The following is a 17,193-nucleotide window of genomic DNA, read 5'->3' on the forward strand; positions in this document are numbered from 1 at the left end:
CCGTGCCGTCGGCCCCGGCGCCGCCGCGCGGCGGCGCCGGGGCCGACGGCACGGGGCACCCGCCCCCCGGGCGTGAACCACAGGAGGGGGCGCCGCGGGGGGAGCCGCGGTTCCGCCGCCGCGCCGCGGTCCTCGCGGCGGCGTCCGCGCTGGTCGTCGCGGGAGGGGCGGCCCTCGCTCTCACCGCGCTGCCGGGCGGCGGGGACCCGCGGGAAGCGGCCGGGGGCGGTCCCCCGGCCCCGCCCGGCCCCTCCGCCTCCCCCTCGGCGCAGGGCGCGCCGGAGGTCGACCTGGAGGGGTGGATCTACGAGGTCGACTTCTCCGTGGACGGCGAGTCCCTGTACGTGTTCGGCACGTCCCTGTCCAGGTGGGACTGGCAGGCCGGGGAACCCGTCGACGTGTTCGAACCCGCCCCGTCCGCGGCGGACATCGGGCCCGACGACCACGTCGCCGGCGCCTACAGCGACCAGATCCGCGTGTGGGACGGCGGCAGCGGCGACGAGGTCAACCGGTTCGGCCAGGACAACGGCGGCCGCGGGTTCTACGACATGCCCGCCCTCTCCTCCGACGGGTCCCGGGTGGCGGTGCTCGCCGCCGAGAACGGCGACCCCCGCGAGGAGCGGGTCGTCCAGATCTGGGACGTGGCGGAGGGGACGCCCGGCGTGGAGTTCCCCGCCGGAGGGGTCCTCACCGACCTGAGCTACACCGCCGACGACTCCCTGCTCGTCGGCACGGTCATGGAGGAGGGGTTCGACGCCTACGTCGGGGTGGCCGTGTGGGACCCCGCGACCGGCGAGCGGCTCCACCTGTTCGAGGGCGGGGACCACTACGCGTTCGCCCTCGCGCCCGACGGGCGGACCATGGCCCTCCAGAGCGGCGCGAGGCGGGTCGACATCGTCGACCTCGGCACCGGCGGGGTCGTCCGCCCCCTCGCCGAACCGGACGCGAGCCACGAGTCCGTCACCGGCATCGGCTACTCCTCGGACGGCGAGCGGGTCCTCGCGGGCTCCTTCGGCTGGAACGACGACCGGGGAAGCGTGTGGGACGCCTCGACGGGCGGGCTCCTCCGCGACGCCGACGTGATGGTGTACGCGCCCATGGGGTCGCACCCGGAGGACGAGTACCTGGCCACGGTCGCCGACGGCGGCGGACGCGTCCTCGTCCTCGACGCCGACTACACCGTCGTCAACGAGCTGAGCTGACCGGAGGGCCGCCATGCAGCACCTCGCACCCCGCGATCCGCGCCGGGTCGGACCGTACCGGACCGTCGCCCTGCTGGGCGCCGGCGGCATGGGCCGCGTCTACCTGGGGATCGACCGGGAGGGCCGCACCGCCGCCGTCAAGGTGGTGCGGGCGGAGTACGCGTACGACCCCGACTTCCGGGAGCGGTTCGCGCGCGAACTCGACCTCGCCCGCCGGGTGCACGGCGCCCACACGCCCCGGGTGCTGGACGCGGACACGTCCGGCCGGACCCCCTGGATGGCCACCGAGTACGTGCGAGGCCCCTCCCTGCACGACCTGGTCCGGTCCGTGGGGCCGCTGCCCGAGGACAGCGTGCGGTTCGCCGCCCGGGGCGTCGCCCAGGCCCTGGAACGGGTGCACTCCCACGGGCTGGTGCACCGCGACCTCAAACCCGGCAACGTGATGGTCTCGGCCGCAGGACCGCAGGTCATCGACTTCGGCATCGCCGCCGCGCTGGAGGACGCCGGGCCGGACGGGGACGGGCGGCTCGTCGGCACCCCGGGGTACATGGCCCCCGAGAACATCCGCCGGGAGCCGGGCGGCGCCGCCGCCGACGTCTTCGCCCTGGGCGGGATGATCGTGTACGCGCTGACCGGCACCGGGCCGTTCGGCGAGGGCCACCCCTCCGCCGTGATGTACCGCATCACGAACCAGGACCCCGTGCTGACGGGCATCCCCGAGCGGCTGCACGGCCTCGTCTCGGCGTGCCTGGACAAGGACCCCCGGGAACGTCCCTCCGCGTCGCGGGTGCTGCACGCCCTGGGCGGTCCGGCGGCGCCTCCGACGACGGCGTCCGCCTGGCTGCCCCCGCCCGCCGTCCACGTGCTCGAACGGATCGACGGCGAGTACCGGGACGCCGTCGCCGCCGCAGGCCCCGGGGCCGCGGGCGGCGCCCCCGCCTCCCGGGCCCGGCGGCGACCACTGCTCGTCGGCGCCGCGGGAGCCGCGCTGCTCCTCACCGCCGGGGCGGGGACGTGGGCACTGGCCGGCCCGTTCGGCGGCGGGACCGCGGAGGAGGACCCCGGCCGCCGCGTCCGGTGCGACCTCACCGAGCACATCGCCCCGGAGCTCGCCGAGGCGGCACGGCCCGTGCCGAGCATCCCGTCGTCGTCCGTCCCTCCCGGCACCGTGTTCTCCGCCGACGGCCGGGTCCTCGTCGTCGCCGGGAGCCAGGGGCTGGCCCTGTGGGACTGGGAGGAGGGGACCGAGATCGCCCGGATCGAGGACGAGGTCCCCGGCCTGTCGCCCACCCCGCTCGTCAGCCCGGACGGCTGCCGCGTCGGCTACAACGGGACGGGCGTGCACGTGTACGTCGCCGGGACGGGCGAGCACACCGTGTACCGGGGGGACGTGGAGGTCGTCGCCTCGGCCTTCGACCCCGACGGCGAGGGCCTGTACCTGGTCGAGGGCACGGGGGAGCCGGAGTCGGCCGTGCTGCGCGTCGACCTGGAGACCGCCGAGGTCACCGACACCTACAGCGGGACCGACGGCGCCCACACGATCGCGGTCTCCCCCGGCGGCGGGTACCTGGCGGCCGTCGACTACACGGGGCAGGTGCGGGTCTGGGACACGGAGAGCGGCGGGACCCTCTTCGAGGCCGGGGGCGCCGAGCCCGGGTACGGGTCCAACCTCGAACTCCCCGACGAGGACGGCGGCCTCCTGTACATGACCGGGGACGGGGTCGTGCACGAGGACTTCCTCGACGGGGGCCCGTCCCGCACGTTCGCCCCGGCCGCGATGCCGGAGAACGGGCTCAGCGAGTTCGTCCTGAGCCCCGGTGCGGACCGGCTGTACGCCCCGTACACGTCCGGCGAGCTGATCGTCGACGAGGACTCGGAGGGGTTCGGGATGAAGGTCTGGGAGTTCTCCACCGGCGAGGAGCTGACCGGGGAGGAGGACGAGGGGTACGTCAGCCGGCTCGGCATGCACCCCGACGGCCACGTGTTCACGGGGATCCCGCTCCTCGACTCGGACGTCTGGATCGTGGACGCGGAGCGCCTGCGCCTCCACAGCCGTATCGGCTGACCAGCCGCGGCCCCCTCCGAACGGGTCCCGGGACCCGGCTCCTGCGGCCCGGCCGCCCCCGCACGAAGCGGTCCCGCACCGGACACGGGACCGCACCGCCCGCACCGTCCCGCCCGCTCCGCCACGACACCGGTAAGGCCCATGCTCCCTCTCCACCCCCACGATCCCCCGGCCGTCGGCCCCTACCGGCTCCACGCCCGCCTGGGCGAGGACGCCTGCGCGCGCGTCTACCTGGGCTCGGTGCCGGGGGAGCGCCCCGTGGCCGTGAGGGTCGTGCGCTCCGGGTACGCCGCCGACCCCGGGTTCCGGTCGGCGTTCACCCGCCTGGTGGAGGGCGCGTACGGGCCGGACGGCCGCCACGTGTGCGGCGTGCGCTCCGCCGACCTGGTCGGAGCCGTGCCGTGGGCGGCGGTCGACCGGCCCTCCGGCCCGGCCCTGGCCGACCACGTCCGCGAGCACGGCCCGGTCCCCGCGGACGCCCTCCACGCGCTCGCCCTCGCCCTGGCGCAGGGGCTCGCCGAGCTGCACGCCCGGGGCCGCTCCCACGGTGCGCTGCGGCCCGACGGGGTGGTGCTCACCCGGGAGACCGCGCTCCTCGCCGACGCCGGGCTGGAACGGGCCGCGTGGGACGCCGGTCAGCGCGCTCCCCACCCCTCCTTCTCGGCGCCCGAGGGCGGCGCGGCCCCCGCCGCGGACGTGTTCTCGTGGGCGGCGACCCTGTCCTTCGCCGCGAGCGGGGCCGAGGGGGCTCCCGGCCTGCCGCGCGTCCCGCTCCAGCTCCGGGGGCTGGTCGACGCGTGCCTGCGCCGGGGGCCGGACCTGCGCCCCAGCGCCGCCGACCTGGTGCGGATGCTCGGCGGCCCCGCCGACCCGGGCCCGTGGCCGCCGGGGTTCCTCGCCCGGCTGGAGGAGGCCGCGGCACGGCAGGAGGCGGCGGTCGCCGCCGACGGGCCGGGGCGGTCGGAGCGGCCCTCCGGGACCGGGCCGGGGGAGGCGGGCGTGCCGGACGGGGGCGCCGGGAGCACGGGGGCGGACACCCGGGGGCGCCGGAACGGCCGGAGGGCGGTCGCCGCGGCCGCGGCGGTCCTCGCCCTGGCCGCCGTGGCCGGGGCGGCCGTGTGGGGGCACCGCCTGTCGACCGGGGACGGTGGCGCGGCGAGCAAACCGGACAGGGCGGACACCGCCGGGCTGGTCACCGAGGGCGGCTGCCCGGACGGCGGAGGGTTCCCGCCGCCCGGCGAGGACGTCGACGGCGCGCGGACCACGGTGTGGGAGACCGCCTTCAGCCCGGACGGCGACCGCCTGGCCGTCACCACCGCCGAACACGGGCTGACGGTGTGGGACTGGCGGGCCGGGGAGGAGGTCGCCAGGCCGGCGGATTCGGTGGGGCTCGCGGTGGGCCCGGTGTTCGCCCCGACCGGGTGCACCCTCGCCGTGACCGTGCCCACGTCCTACGAGGGCCGGGGCGACGAGCAGGTGCGGGTCGCCCGCACCTTCGACCTCGCGGCCGGCACGACCGCCGAGCACCTGGGGCCGCAGGACGGGCCCGTCGGGACCGGGGGGACGTGGACGGCCAGGCCGCGCCACGCGGAGGGCCTCGCGTTCAGCCCCGACGGGTCGCGGCTGGCCGTCTCGCTGGAGCGGGCCGACGACAGGCCGAGCGTCGCCGTCATCGACACGGGGACCGGCGCCCGAGTGTCCGAGATCGCGGAGGCCCCGGTCCACGGGACGGCCTTCGCGGACGCCGGGCGCGTCCTCACCAACGACGGGGGGACGATCACCGTGTGGGACGCGGAGAGCGGCGAGGAGCTGCACACCGTCCGGGGGACGTCGCACCGCCTGTTCGCCGCGGTGCCCGGCGCCGACGAGGTGGTCCACCTCGTCGGCGACCGGATCGTGTGGTGGGACTACGCGGCGCGCTCGGAGGTGCGGTCCTTCGAGCTCACGGGCTTCGCCGACGCCGAAGGGCCGATCCTCGTGGACCTGGCGCTCTCCGCGGCGCTCGACCGCGTGTACGTGAGCTGGCTGGCCCCCGGGGACGACCCCCTGGAGGACGGCGCGTACACGACCCACGCGTTCGACACGGAGACCGGCGAGGACCTCGCGGCCGGCGGCCGTGGAGCTGACGGGCTCCAGGAGGTCTCCGTGCACCCCGGTGGCGAGGTCCTGGCGGGCGTCTCCGCCGAGGGGCGCGTCGTCCTGGTCGACCCCGACACCCTGGAGCCCGCCGAGACGCTGTTCTGACGGGGCTGACGGGGACACCGGGACGTTCGGCACTGCCGGGGGCAGGGGGTGTCGGGGTGCCGGGACCGCGTTCGGCCCGCGCCGTCCGGGGCGCGCCGGAAGGACCCGGCTCCTCACGGTGCCGCCCGGGCGCTATAGCGTGAAAGCCCGTGCCCGTACCCCGAGAGGACCAGAGGCCATGCCGGAAAACGTCAGCAGCCGCATCCGCGAGGCGGCCTCCGGCCGCCGCACCAGCCCCGCGCTGTCCGTCCTGTCCGACCTGGTCCGGAGCACCGGGGCCGCGGCCAGGTCCGCGACCGTCTTCGGTGACCCGGTGGTGTCGGGGGGTTCCACGGTCGTCCCAGTCGCGAGGATCACGTCCCTCACCAGCTTGGGCGGCGGTTCCAGCCGCCTGTTCGCCGCGGGAGGGGACGGCGCGGGCGGCGGCGGGTTCGTGCGCGCACGGCCCGCGGGGTTCATCGTCCTCGACGAGGCCGGGGCGCGCTTCCACGGCATCCGCCAGCCGGTGACCATGCTCGTCCTCCCGCTCGCCGTGGTCGCCGGCCTCACCGCCGCGCGCATCGTCGGGGTCTCGCTGCGCGAGGCGCGCCGTCGCCGCAGCCTCCGCGCGCGCTGCGAGCCCGCCGCCGCGCCCCCGGCCGAGGTCTCCGTCTCCGAGGGCTCCGCGGCCGGGGAGGAGCGGAACGCCTGACCGGTTCCGGCCATCTCCCCCGGACCTCCCGGCCGGCCCCGCGACCGCCGGGGCCGGGGAAACCGGGCCCGGGCGGACGCCGGCCCGCACCCGGGGGCGCCGGGCACGGGCCCTCGGACGGCGCACCCGGGGCGGCGGCGCCGGTCCGCCGTCCGTATCCCCCGCCCGGCCCCTCGTCAGGAGCCGTTCACCGCGGCGAGCAGTTCCTCCGCTGCCAGGAGCGCGCCGTCGAGCATCGCGTCCGCGTCGCCCGATCCCATGCGCGAGTAGTGCACGTCCACGAAGACCTGCCCCTCGACCGCCGTGACCTGCGCACTCCCCGCGTCGTTCTCGGAACCGGCCACGGCGAGGTCGCCGACTCCGAGGTCCGGGTCCGCCTCCTCCGCCGTGAGGTCCGGCGCGGCGCTGTCGGCGTAGGGCCCCTCGTGGATCTCCATGTCGTACCGGAGGGTGAAGCCGCTCAGCGAGAGCAGCATGCAGTTCATCCTCAGGCGCTGGTCGCTCTCGAGCGTCGCGGGGTCGGGCCGCCCGGTCGTGCTCGGTGAGTCGTCGCGCATGTCCTCCGCGCCGAGGAGCTCCTCCAGGACCTCCTCCGGGAGCACCGTGCACAGGTCGTCGGGGGCCATCTCCATCGGGTCGCGCAGCTCGATCTCCGCCTCGGCGGGCTCTTCCCGCACGTCAGCGGGCTCGTCCTGGGCTCCGGCGGCGTCCGGGGCCTGCGGCTCCTCCTCGGCGGCGCTTCCGCAGGCGCCCAGCAGGAGCGTGAGGACGAGACCTGCTGCGGCGGCCGGGACACACTTCTTCGGTTCGGGCACGGGAGATCCTCTCGGGACTGTCGGGTCGGCGGACACCCTAGCGTCCGGCGCACACGAACCGTCACGCACCGTCCCCGAGCTCCGGCCCCCGGCCGGGGGGCCGCTCCGGAGCGGGTCCCGCGGACGTCCTCCCCGACGGGCGGCGGTCGGCGTCCGCGGAACGCCGCCTAGCCGGTCATGCGGGCGACGAAGGCGAACAGCCCCATCGCCCACGCGAACACCGCGGACATGCCGATGATGACCAGGATCTCGGTCCAGTTCAGGAGGCGGCGCAGCGAGGCGCGGGGCACGTCGGTCAGCCGCACCCAGCTCAGCACCCCGAGCACGATCCCGGCCAGGAGCACGATCAGCGGAAGCCAGGGGCCCATGAACGGGTACTCGCCCACGACCGCGACACCCGTGGCCCCCACGCCCAGCACCCCGGCCAGCCGCAGCGGCAGCACGTGGCGGATCCGGTCGAACAGCCGCGAGCGCAGGACCAGCAGGACCGAGAGCAGCCCGCCCAGCAGCAGGTCGGGCAGCCCCTGGGCCAGGACGGCGAGGAGCACGGTGACGGCGCCGCCGCTCACCGCCGCGCCCAGCACGATCCCCAGCAGCAGGCGGTCGGTGTTGCCGTACGTGTCCTCGAACCGCTCCGTGGGCACCTGGCCCGAGCGCCCCACCTCGTAGTCGAGGCCGGACAGGCCGCCCATCACCATGGCGACGCGCGGCAGGGCCCCCACGCACAGCGCCAGGGCGATGCCCATGGAACGCACGCCCTGGACCGGCTCGGTGAAGATCCCCACCACGACGAGGACGGCCGCGGCCACCGCGACGACCCCGAGCCCGGCGATGTACGCCAGACCCGTCTCGTGCATGGCCCAGCCGATCACCGCGACCAGGAGCGCCCCGGAGAGCGCGAATGCCGCCGTCACCAGCGGGTTCGTGCTCGTCACCAGGGCGGCGGCGAGCACCGCGGTGACCGCGCCCCACACGCAGGCCGCCGCGAACAGCACGTGCGCGACGGCGGGCAGGGGCCTGCGTGCGGCGAGCAGCATGACGGCGACCGTGAACAGGGTCCCCACCGCGGCGACGCCCAGGTGTCCCGCCGAGGGGAGGAGCCGCATCATCAGCCCCAGGAGGACCAGGGGGCCGATACTGGCCACGAGAAGGCCGAAGGACAGCGTCGTCGCGGGGTTCCAGATGCGCGCGGTGTCGTCGACCCTGTCCTCGACGGCGCCGCGGACGTCGTCCACGTGGGAGGGGCGGCTCGGAGCGGTGCGGCGGTCCAGCAGCAGGACGTCGCCGTCGTAGACCCCGGCGCTCTCCAGGGGTTCGTCCGGGTGCACGGGCGACCCGTCCACCGTGGTCAGAGACCAGGCGGCGGGCTCCGTCCGCTCCTCGTCGGGCGCGCAGACCTCGATGATGCGCGGCATCAGGGTCGCCACGGGAACGGTGCCGGGAAGTGCCAGATCGGCCCAGCGCTCCGGTCCGGTGACGGTGACCCGGCAGTATCCACTCACGCCAATGGTTCCTTCTGTCGTCGTCGTGGGCGGCATTCGCCGCGAAGGGGGAGGACGGACGCGAATTAGGTGATTCGCGGGGTTCGCGAGATCATTCCTAGCGTAGTCACCCAGACACCAACCCCCGTAGGTGGACGGAAAGAGATCGCTGTGGCGACGAGACCTGTGCCCCGCCCTGCCCGCAGTGTCCCTCCTGCTCCCGGGAACACTCCCCTGGTCATCGCTGCCCCGCCGCAGCTGCCCGAGAACGCGCCGGCGTCCAGCTCGGGGGCGATGATCATCATGCCGATCATCACCGGTTCGGGTTCGCTCCTGATGTCCATCACCATGGGCCACCGCCCCCTGATGGCCGTCGCCGGCGTCATGATCATGATGGCCAGCGTGGTCGTCGGCATCATCATGTTCGTGGCCCAGCACAACGGCCCCCGCAAGCGCATGCGGGAGCAGCGCGAGCGCTACGTCGACTACCTCGACCAGCTCCGCGAGATCGTGCGGGACGTCGCCTCCACCCAGCGCGCGGACAACGCGTTCCGCCACCCCGACCCCTCACTCCTCACCGAGCCCGCCCGCTCGCGGACGAGGAGGTGGGAGCGGCGTCCCGCCGACCCCGACTTCCTCGACGTGCGCGCGGGCACGGGCACGCGCCCCCTCTCCCGGCGGCTCAGGCTCAAGGTCGACACCTCCTCCCCGCTCATCGAGTACGACCCCGTCTGCCAGGGCGCCGCCGACCAGCTCATCGAGCTGTACGCGGACGTCCCCGAGATGCCGCTCGTCGTCCCGCTGCGGGAGCACGGGGTGGTGTCGGTCGTCGGGGACCGCGAGGCGGGACGCGGGCTGGTCCGCAGCATGATCGCCCAGATGGCCGCCTTCCACTCCCCGCACGACCTGCGGATCGGCGTGGTCCGGGACACCAAGCTCCGCGACCGGTGGGAATGGCTCAAGTGGCTGCCCCACAACACGTTCGACGACGCCCAGGACGGGCCGATGCCCGCCAGGTTCGTGTCCGCCAACACCGTGCAGGCCGGCGAACTGCTCGCCGACGAGATCGAGCGGCGCACCGTCGACCTCCAGCGGCGGCGCGGCAAGCCCCCGGGGCCCGGGACGCAGCGGCTCGTCGTGGTCCTCGACGGCGAGCACCAGTCGACCCTGTCCGGCCTGCACGCCGAACCCCCCGTCGCCTCCCTCTCCGACCTGGGCATCCACATCATCGCGCTGGTGGCGGACCGGCGCGAGGAACCGGAGTCGGTGGACCTGCGCCTGAACGTCGACGCCGACGGCACCCTCACCGAGGACACCGAGCTCCCGGGCGCCGGCGACAACCCCGACCGCACGCCGCTCCGGGGGACCGCCGACCGGTCGGACGTCGCCCACCTGACGAGCCTGGCCCGCATCCTGGCCCCGTACGGCATCGCCGCCTCCGACGGCGACGACGCCATGCACGCCACCGTGGGCCTCCCCGAGATCCTGGGCGTGTCCGACGTCGCCCAGCTGGACACCCGCCGCACCTGGCGCAAGCGCAGCACCGGCGACTACCTGCGCGTCCCCATCGGTGTGGGCCCCAACGGCAACGCGGTGCTGCTGGACCTGAAGGAGTCGGCGTTCGGCGGCATGGGGCCGCACGGCCTGGTGGTCGGCGCGACCGGCTCCGGCAAGTCGGAGATGCTGCGGACCATGGTGGCGTCGCTGGTCATCAACCACTCCCCCGAGTCGCTGGCGCTGCTGCTGGTCGACTTCAAGGGCGGCGCGACCTTCGCCGACACCGACCGGCTGCCGCACAGCACGGGACTGATCACCAACCTGGCCGACGACGACTCCCTGGTGATGCGGTTCCGGGAGGCCACCTTCGGCGAGCTGACACGGCGCCAGCAGATCCTCAAGGACGCGGGCAACCTGCCCAACCTGCACGCCTACGAGGCGGCCCGGGAGGAGGACCCGGGCATGGAGCCGCTGCCGCACCTGCTGATCATCATCGACGAGTTCTCCGAGCTGCTCACCGCCCACCCGGACTTCGCCGAGCTGTTCGTGGCCATCGGCCGGATCGGCCGGTCCATCGGCGTGCACCTGCTCCTGGCCACACAGCGGCTGGAGTCGGGCAAGCTCAAGGGCCTGGAGTCGCACCTGTCCTACCGGGTGGGCCTGCGCACGTTCTCCGAGGCGGAGAGCCGCGAGGCCATCGGCGTCGGCGACGCCTACCACCTGCCGCCCGAGCCCGGATCGGGCTACCTCAAGGTGGACACCTCCGTCTTCGAGCGGTTCAAGGCCGCCATGGTCTCCCAGCCCTACGAGCCCCCGGCCGAGGAGGAGAAGGAGGAGCACGAGCCCGTCCTCCCCCTGCTGTCCTACAACGGCCTCAGCAAGGTGACCGGCGAGGGCTCGCTGGTGGAGTCGCTCATGGCGTCGGTCCGCGCCAAGGGCGAGGAGTCCAGGCCCAGGAAGGACAAGCGCACCACCCTTCAGGTGACCGTGGACCGGCTGGTGGCCTCGGGAGCGGAGAAGGTGCGGCCGATCTGGCTGGAGCCGCTGCCCGAACTGCTCACCCTGGACACCGTGCTCGCCGACCTGGGCGAGGGCGACGTCCTGGAGGGCCCCGGGACCGAGCCCCCCGCCGCGGAGATGCGCGCGGTCCTCGGTCTGACCGACATCCCCCGCGAGCAGCGGGTCGTCCCCGCCGAGATGGACTTCACCGGGGCCGAGGGCAACGTCATCGTCCTGGGCGGCCCCCAGTCCGGCAAGTCCACGATGCTCCGCACCCTCATCGCGAGCCTGGCGTGGCGGTACCCGCCGGGCCGGGTGGGCGTGTACGCCATCGACTTCGGCGGCGGCGCGCTCCAGGCCATGGAGGACCTGCCCCACGTGGCGGGTGTGGCCGGGCGGGCCGACCCCGAGAAGGTGCAGCGGGTCCTGGTGGACGTGCGCGCCCAGCTCGACCGGCGCCAGCGGGTGTTCCGCAAGTACAAGCTGGACTCCCCCGCCGCGCTGCGCCAGGCGCGCGCGGACGGGAAGGTGGCCGGGAACGTGGTCGGCGACCTGTTCCTGATGATCGACGGCTGGTCGTCGGTGCGCGACACCTTCGACGAGGCCGACGAGGTCCTGATGGACATCGCGACCCGGGGTCCCTCCCTCGGCGTGCACACGGTGCTGACCGGCGCGGCGACCTCGCAGGTCCGCTCCCGGCTCCAGGCCCTGTTCGGCGGCCGGTTCGAGCTGCGGCTGAGCGACCCGATGGACTCGGGGATCGGCCGCAAGGTCGCCGACGAGATCCCCAAGGACACCCCCGGGCGCGGCCTGACCTCGGCGGAGCACCACACGCACGTGGCGCTGCCCCGGGTGGACGGGGTCGCCTCGGACGAGGACGTCACCGACGGCATCCGGGACCTGGTCAAGCGGGTCGGCGAGCGGTGGCCGCAGAAGGCCGTCCAGGGCGTCAAGACCCTGCCCGCCAAGGTCGAGCTGGACGACCTGCTCAAGGGGCGCCGCACCCCGCGGGGCCGCCGCGACACCGAACTGGTGCTGGGCATGGCCGAGAGCACGCTCGCCCCCGTGGCCACGAACCTGGACCGGGATCCCCACCTGGTCGTGTACGGGGACCCGCAGACCGGCAAGACCGCCCTGCTGCGCGGACTGGTCAAGCAGATCGTGCGCCGGCCGGCCGACCAGGTCGGCGTGGTCATGGTGGACTTCCGCCGCAGCCACCTGGAGCTGGTCCCCGAGGAGCACCTGCTGGCGTACTGCACGAGCGCGGAGCAGACCAAGGCGGTCGCGGCGAACCTGGCCGGGTCCCTCAAGGAGCGGATGCCGGGACCGGACGTCACCCCGAAGCAGCTGCGCGAGCGCAGCTGGTGGAAGGGCCTGGACCTGTTCATCGTGGTGGACGACATGGACATGCTGGGAGCTCGGTCGAACCCGCTCGCACCGCTGGCCCCGTTCATCCCGCAGGGCGCGGACCTGGGCCTGCACGTCATCGCGGCCCGGCGCACGGGCGGTTCGGCGCGGGCGATGTTCGAGCCGGTGCTGCAGGCGCTGACCGACATGGCCACGCCCGGCATGCTGTTCTCCGGCGACCGGATGGAGGGGCGCCTGGCCAACGGCACGGCGTCCAAGCAGCTCCCGGTCGGCCGCGCCCAGCTGGCGCGTCGGGGGCAGCGCCCCGACCTGGTGCAGGTCGGCTGGAGCGACTCCCCGGCGTAGACCCGGGGGCCCGTGCCCCCGGAGGCCCCGGGAGGTGCACGGGCCCGGGGTCCGCCGCGCGGGCCGGGGGTGCGTGGCCGGATGCGGGCCGGGGATGCGTGGCCGGGGGTGCGTGGCCGGGGGTGCGTGGCCGGATGCGGGCCGGGGATGCGTGGCCGGGGGTGCGTGGCCGGATGCGGCCACCGTCACAGACCCGCCGCCGACCTGCGGGTTCGCCGACCCGGTGTGCCCTGCCGCGCACCTGTCGTGACATTCGTCCGGTTCAATGTCCCTCGTCCCCGGAACCGTGCCGGTACGGGCTCCACCGCTCCGACACGGCGGCGGAAGACCCGAAGGCCGGGCGGGGAGTGTCCCGGCCTGCGATCGTGGCCGCATCCCCCAGGACGGCGAGAAGACACCTGAGAGCGACCTGGTTGACCATGAACAGAAGAACCGGCTGGTCCGCCGCGGCGGCGACCGCCGTGCTCCTCCTCGGGACGCCCGGATGCGGAATCCTCTCCGGCTCCGGACAGCAGGTCCGGGAGCTGGCCGGACACGAGGTCGTCCACGAGATGTCCGGGGACGACCTCGAGGAGCTCGCGGTGCCGACCACGGTCTCCGAGGCGTCGTGGGTCTGGGAGGGCCCTCGGGACGGGGAGCTCGTGGGGGTCCACCCCGTGCCCACCGGCGCGGTCCTGCACCTGAACGACGGCGTGGTGGGCCTGGACACCAGGACGGGGAAAGAGGTGTGGAGCTACCGCCTCCTGGGCTCCGAGGCCGAGGCCGCGGTCTCCCCCGACGGGACGTTCGTGGCCGTGAGCGCAAGCGGCTCCCTCGTGCTCCTGGACTCCGGCACCGGGGTGGAGACGCTCGTGCTCGAACACGGCGGCGCCGGGACGGACCGGCTGTCGGTCCAGCACGCCGGCCTCGTGACCGACGACGGCCTGGTAACGGCGGGGCCCGGCGACGGGGGCGGAGTCGCCGTCTCCTTCTCCCCGTGGGACGACGAACCGGGGTGGCGCGGCGAGCGCCTGCGGTGCCCCGGCGGCGCAGGGGGCCCGCGGGTCGAGGACGGCTTCCTCACCCCCAGCGGCGTCGTGGTGGTCTACGCGTGCGGCGGCTCCGACCTGCGCCTGACGAGCCTCGACACCGCCACCGGGGAGGAGCAGTGGAGCCTGGTGCGGGGGCAGGACTTCGACGACGCGGCCGAGCACCCCGAACAGCTCGACGAGGAGACGTTCGCCGCCGCGGGCGACGTGGCCGTGCTCCAGAACATGGCGCTCATGCGCGGCACCGTCGTGATCGACACGGTACGCGGGGAGGTCCTGTCCGAAGCGCTCCCCTCCGGCCCGGAGGACACCGTGCTGCGCGTCCTGCCCCACGGCTACCTGGCGGTCCGCTCGGAGCGCCTGGAGAACGGGCAGTGGGAGGACCGCTTCGAGGTCCGGGACTTCTCGGGCGCGGTGAAGGACACGGTCGTCACCGACGAGAACAGCGTGGGAAGCACCGTCTCCGGCCAGCTCCCGCTCAAGGACTCCCTGCTCAAGCCGAGGTGGTCCGAGGAGGAGGACAACATGGAGGTCGCCGTCTTCGACTGGGACGCGGAAGGCGCCGAGGAGACGATCGCGCTTCCCGTGGAGGTCGACCTCGGCGGGATCGACAGCGTCTGGGAGGTCGAGGAGGCCCTGGGCCCGGGGACCTTCCAGGAGGTCCCCGGCGCCGTGCTCGTGCGCGAGCACACGCGCGGGGAGCCGGTCCCCCGTGTGGCGGGGCTGACGTGACCGCGCCGGAAGCGCGCGCCCGCGCACGTCCGGCGGTCCGCTGCGCCGTACGGCAACCGATCACGATCACCAAGAGCAATCCGACCGACCCGCACGGCACCTCACCGGCTTCTCGCACCGTGGAACACACAGTGTCCGAACACCGACGGCCCGCACTGTTCTCGGCCGCTCTCGCCTCCTCGCTGTTCCTGTCCGCGTGCACGTCCGGGGACACCGAGGCGCCCCCCGGCGATGCCGCCCCCGAGGAGAGCCCGTCCCCCGAGTACATCCCCTACTTCTGGGTCGAACGTGAGGTACGAGTGCGCACTCTCGACCGCATGATGACCGAAGGCGATCCGCAGGAGGTCGCGGACAACACCGGCGACCTCGTCGAGCGGCTGTTCGCCACCGGCATCGTCCAGGAGGGCGAGGACGGGTACCGCGTGGAGTTGGACAAGGACGAGTGGACACCCGAGGCCGTCACACTCGTCAACCGCTTGGACTCCGCTCTGGCCGCGGCTATGGAGGGCAACGAGGTCGCCTGGTGCGGAGAGCCCATGGCAGGCGACGAGTTCGTCGAGGGCTACACCGACGAGTTCTGGGAGGCCTACGAAACGGCTGAAGAGTACGAGGAGAGCATCACCGACTACGTCGACTGCGGCACCGGCGAGCTGGACTGATGGCGGGGCCCTCTTTCAACGACACTTCGTCAGGGTGGGATGGTCGGTCACAAGCGGTCTCGGACGAACGGATCCGGGCCGTGAACCACACCCCCGTGACGCCGACCGCCGCGACGGGCGCTGCCGTCCCGGTGCTCGTGTCCCGGGCGGGCCCGGTCCTGGATGCGCTGTCGGGGAACGAACCATGACACCCTCGGAGTGATCCCACCCTTCTGTCCCCGCCCCCGTGCACCCTCCCCCGTCGTCCCTCCATCCGCTCCCGTCACCGACCTTCCCCGAAAGGCAGCTCCATGCGGCGTTCCCCCGCCCTGACCCCGGCCGTGTGCCTGCTCGCCCTCGCCGCCCTCACCGCCTGCACGGACACGTCCGGCGGCTCCGACGGACCCGCCGAGACGGTCGAGGACCTGGCCGAGGAGGGGCTGACCGGGCTGGCCCTGCTGCACCGGGGGTTCGAGGGCGGCGACCCGGAGACCGACCAGGTCCTCGTGTTCCACGACCCCGCGACGGGGCAGCCGACGCACCGGATCGCGCTCCCCGACGGGGCGGTCGACCCCATGGCCCCGTCGGTCCCCGTGCACGCGCAGTTCTCCGAGGACTGGGCGTTCTTCGCGTACGCGACCACGGAGCCCAACGCCGTGAACGTCGCCGTGCTCACCGACCCGGAGGACGCCGGGCAGGCCGACGTGGAGGAGATCTCCTACCAGCCGGTCGAGACCGTCACCCCGGCCGCCGGCGAGGTCCTGTCCCAGCCGGTCATCCACGGCGACCGGCTCTGGTTCGTGTCCGACAACGAGCAGGACGGGGCTCCGCCCCAGGTGCTGTCGGTGCCGCTGGACGCCCCCACCGGCACCCCCAACCAGGAGGGGAGCCTCGCCCTGGGCGAGGCCCAGCGGCCCAGCGACTGGACCCTCACCCCCGAGGGGGCGCTGCACATCCGCAACAGCGTGCAGACCCAGCAGATGAACGCCTCCGACGGGGGCAGCCTCGTGGTGCGGCAGACCGACGGCAGCGTGGTGAACGCGACGCTCAACGTCGACGGCGGCCAGTGGCAGACCTTCGACGGGGCACCGGTGTGGGGCGAGGGCACCGCCCTCCTGCGCCCGGACGCCGTGAGCGGCGCCGACACGCCGCCGGGCGCGTACCTGGTGACGGTCGAGGGCCAGGGCCACCGGGCGACCCGGCTGCTGGAGGACGCCGACGGTCCGGTCGAGCAGTACGCGCCCGCCCCCGGGCGGGAGGCCGTCCTGCTCCAGACCGGTGAGGCCTGGTTCCGGGTGGACCTCGCGGACGGCTCCGTGGAGGAGACGGCCGAGGCCTTCCCGCGCTTCCATGACGCGTCCATGGACGGGTGGCCCCTCGCGGTCCGCTGGGCGACGGAGCCGGCGGCCGACGGTCCCAGCGCCGATCCCTCCGGGTCCCCCTCCTCCTGAGGCCCCCGGTGCGGCCGCCCGTCCGGCCGCCGGGCCCCGCTGTCCGCCCCGGGATCCAGAACGGCGCGCCGGACGGTACCCGGACCCGGCTCCGTCCCAGTCCACGGCCCCTGTCCGGTCGGCCGCCGCGGAGCATCCGATACCGATCCGTAGTGAACTTCGCAATCGGCCCGCGACTCACATGACCGACGATGCGTCGCAGAAGGGAGCGCGTCGGATCGACTCCGGCCGGCGCCGAACAACGACGGGGGACACGCGGATGACCGAGGCAGGCGGCAACCCGATCGAGGGGATGCAGGGCGGCGAGTACGCCGAGACCCTCGCGTCCGCCATGGCCGGGCTGGCCGAGATGTTCGACCACCTCATGGGGGACGCGGAGGGCGCCGCCGGGAACAGCGACGTGGCCCTCGGCTTCTCGCTGTTCCGGCAGGACATGCTCCCCGTCTTCCAGGGCGTCCAGGAGCACGGCCTCCAACTGGCCGAGAACATCCAGGCGGGCGCGGGCGGGATCGCCCTGAACGACGTGCGGTCCGCCGAGGAGTACGACTCCCCCTGGGGCTCCCACCGGGACATCAACTTCGACTGACGCGCCACCGGTCCGACACCGCTCCGCCCTCCGGCGTCCCGCCCGGCCCTC

At 74.5% G+C, this 17,193-nt stretch carries 10 protein-coding genes and 1 pseudogene; 9 read left to right on the forward strand and 2 right to left on the reverse strand.

Annotation, left to right across the window (positions count from 1 at the left end; genetic code table 11):
• The 4 genes and pseudogenes from ABZ234_RS28330 to ABZ234_RS28345 form a co-directional block, all read left to right on the forward strand.
• A pseudogene (locus tag ABZ234_RS28330) lies at positions 1-1,202 on the forward strand (hypothetical protein); the annotation flags it as partial.
• 13 nt (positions 1,203-1,215) lie between these two features.
• Positions 1,216-3,267, forward strand: coding sequence for a serine/threonine-protein kinase (locus tag ABZ234_RS28335; protein WP_355014059.1), 2,052 nt, complete (start codon positions 1,216-1,218; stop codon positions 3,265-3,267).
• Positions 3,268-3,408: 141 nt separating this feature from the next.
• The gene (locus tag ABZ234_RS28340) at positions 3,409-5,511 is read left to right on the forward strand and encodes an acyl-ACP thioesterase (RefSeq protein ID WP_355014060.1); all 2,103 of its coding nucleotides are present in this window, start codon (positions 3,409-3,411) and stop codon (positions 5,509-5,511) included.
• Positions 5,512-5,689: 178 nt separating this feature from the next.
• Complete coding sequence (locus ABZ234_RS28345; protein ID WP_267947617.1) at positions 5,690-6,202, forward strand: hypothetical protein; 513 nt, start codon at positions 5,690-5,692, stop codon at positions 6,200-6,202.
• A gap of 176 nt (positions 6,203-6,378) precedes the next feature.
• Here the strand turns inward: ABZ234_RS28345 and ABZ234_RS28350 are convergent, their stop codons facing one another.
• Both ABZ234_RS28350 and eccD read right to left on the reverse strand, forming a co-directional pair.
• On the reverse strand, positions 6,379-7,017 hold the full coding sequence (locus ABZ234_RS28350; protein ID WP_355014061.1) for a hypothetical protein: 639 nt from the start codon (positions 7,015-7,017) through the stop codon (positions 6,379-6,381).
• 167 nt (positions 7,018-7,184) lie between these two features.
• The gene (eccD, locus tag ABZ234_RS28355; RefSeq protein WP_355014062.1) at positions 7,185-8,519 is read right to left on the reverse strand and encodes a type VII secretion integral membrane protein EccD; all 1,335 of its coding nucleotides are present in this window, start codon (positions 8,517-8,519) and stop codon (positions 7,185-7,187) included.
• Between the two features lie 273 nt (positions 8,520-8,792).
• On the opposite strand from eccD, the gene eccCa reads away from it, so the two are divergent.
• From eccCa to ABZ234_RS28380, 5 genes are all read left to right on the forward strand, one after another.
• Positions 8,793-12,707 carry a type VII secretion protein EccCa gene (eccCa, locus tag ABZ234_RS28360; RefSeq protein WP_355014073.1) on the forward strand — a complete coding sequence of 1,305 codons (3,915 nt, stop codon included), beginning with the start codon at positions 8,793-8,795 and terminating at the stop codon, positions 12,705-12,707.
• A 419-nt stretch (positions 12,708-13,126) separates the two neighbouring features.
• Positions 13,127-14,467 (forward strand): PQQ-binding-like beta-propeller repeat protein, encoded by a 1,341-nt coding sequence (locus tag ABZ234_RS28365; protein ID WP_355014063.1) that lies wholly within the window; start codon positions 13,127-13,129, stop codon positions 14,465-14,467.
• A gap of 131 nt (positions 14,468-14,598) precedes the next feature.
• On the forward strand, positions 14,599-15,126 hold the full coding sequence (locus tag ABZ234_RS28370; protein WP_355014064.1) for a hypothetical protein: 528 nt from the start codon (positions 14,599-14,601) through the stop codon (positions 15,124-15,126).
• Positions 15,127-15,416: 290 nt separating this feature from the next.
• On the forward strand, positions 15,417-16,556 hold the full coding sequence (locus ABZ234_RS28375; RefSeq protein WP_355014065.1) for a hypothetical protein: 1,140 nt from the start codon (positions 15,417-15,419) through the stop codon (positions 16,554-16,556).
• Positions 16,557-16,815: 259 nt separating this feature from the next.
• Positions 16,816-17,142, forward strand: coding sequence for a hypothetical protein (locus ABZ234_RS28380; RefSeq protein ID WP_355014066.1), 327 nt, complete (start codon positions 16,816-16,818; stop codon positions 17,140-17,142).
• Positions 17,143-17,193 lie beyond the last annotated feature (51 nt).

Origin of the sequence: Nocardiopsis sp. NPDC006198, assembly GCF_040613895.1 — a bacterium.
GTDB lineage: Bacteria > Actinomycetota > Actinomycetes > Streptosporangiales > Streptosporangiaceae > Nocardiopsis > Nocardiopsis tropica.

What these genes read in the sequence shown, in the direction of transcription:
- ABZ234_RS28335 (WP_355014059.1), top strand. Translation starts at nt 1,216, where the DNA reads ATGCAGCACCTCGCACCCCGCGATCCGCGCCGGGTCGGACCGTACCGG.
- ABZ234_RS28340 (WP_355014060.1), top strand. Translation starts at nt 3,409, where the DNA reads ATGCTCCCTCTCCACCCCCACGATCCCCCGGCCGTCGGCCCCTACCGG.
- ABZ234_RS28345 (WP_267947617.1), top strand. Translation starts at nt 5,690, where the DNA reads ATGCCGGAAAACGTCAGCAGCCGCATCCGCGAGGCGGCCTCCGGCCGC.
- eccCa (WP_355014073.1), top strand. Translation starts at nt 8,793, where the DNA reads ATGATCATCATGCCGATCATCACCGGTTCGGGTTCGCTCCTGATGTCC.
- ABZ234_RS28365 (WP_355014063.1), top strand. Translation starts at nt 13,127, where the DNA reads ATGAACAGAAGAACCGGCTGGTCCGCCGCGGCGGCGACCGCCGTGCTC.
- ABZ234_RS28375 (WP_355014065.1), top strand. Translation starts at nt 15,417, where the DNA reads ATGCGGCGTTCCCCCGCCCTGACCCCGGCCGTGTGCCTGCTCGCCCTC.
- ABZ234_RS28380 (WP_355014066.1), top strand. Translation starts at nt 16,816, where the DNA reads ATGACCGAGGCAGGCGGCAACCCGATCGAGGGGATGCAGGGCGGCGAG.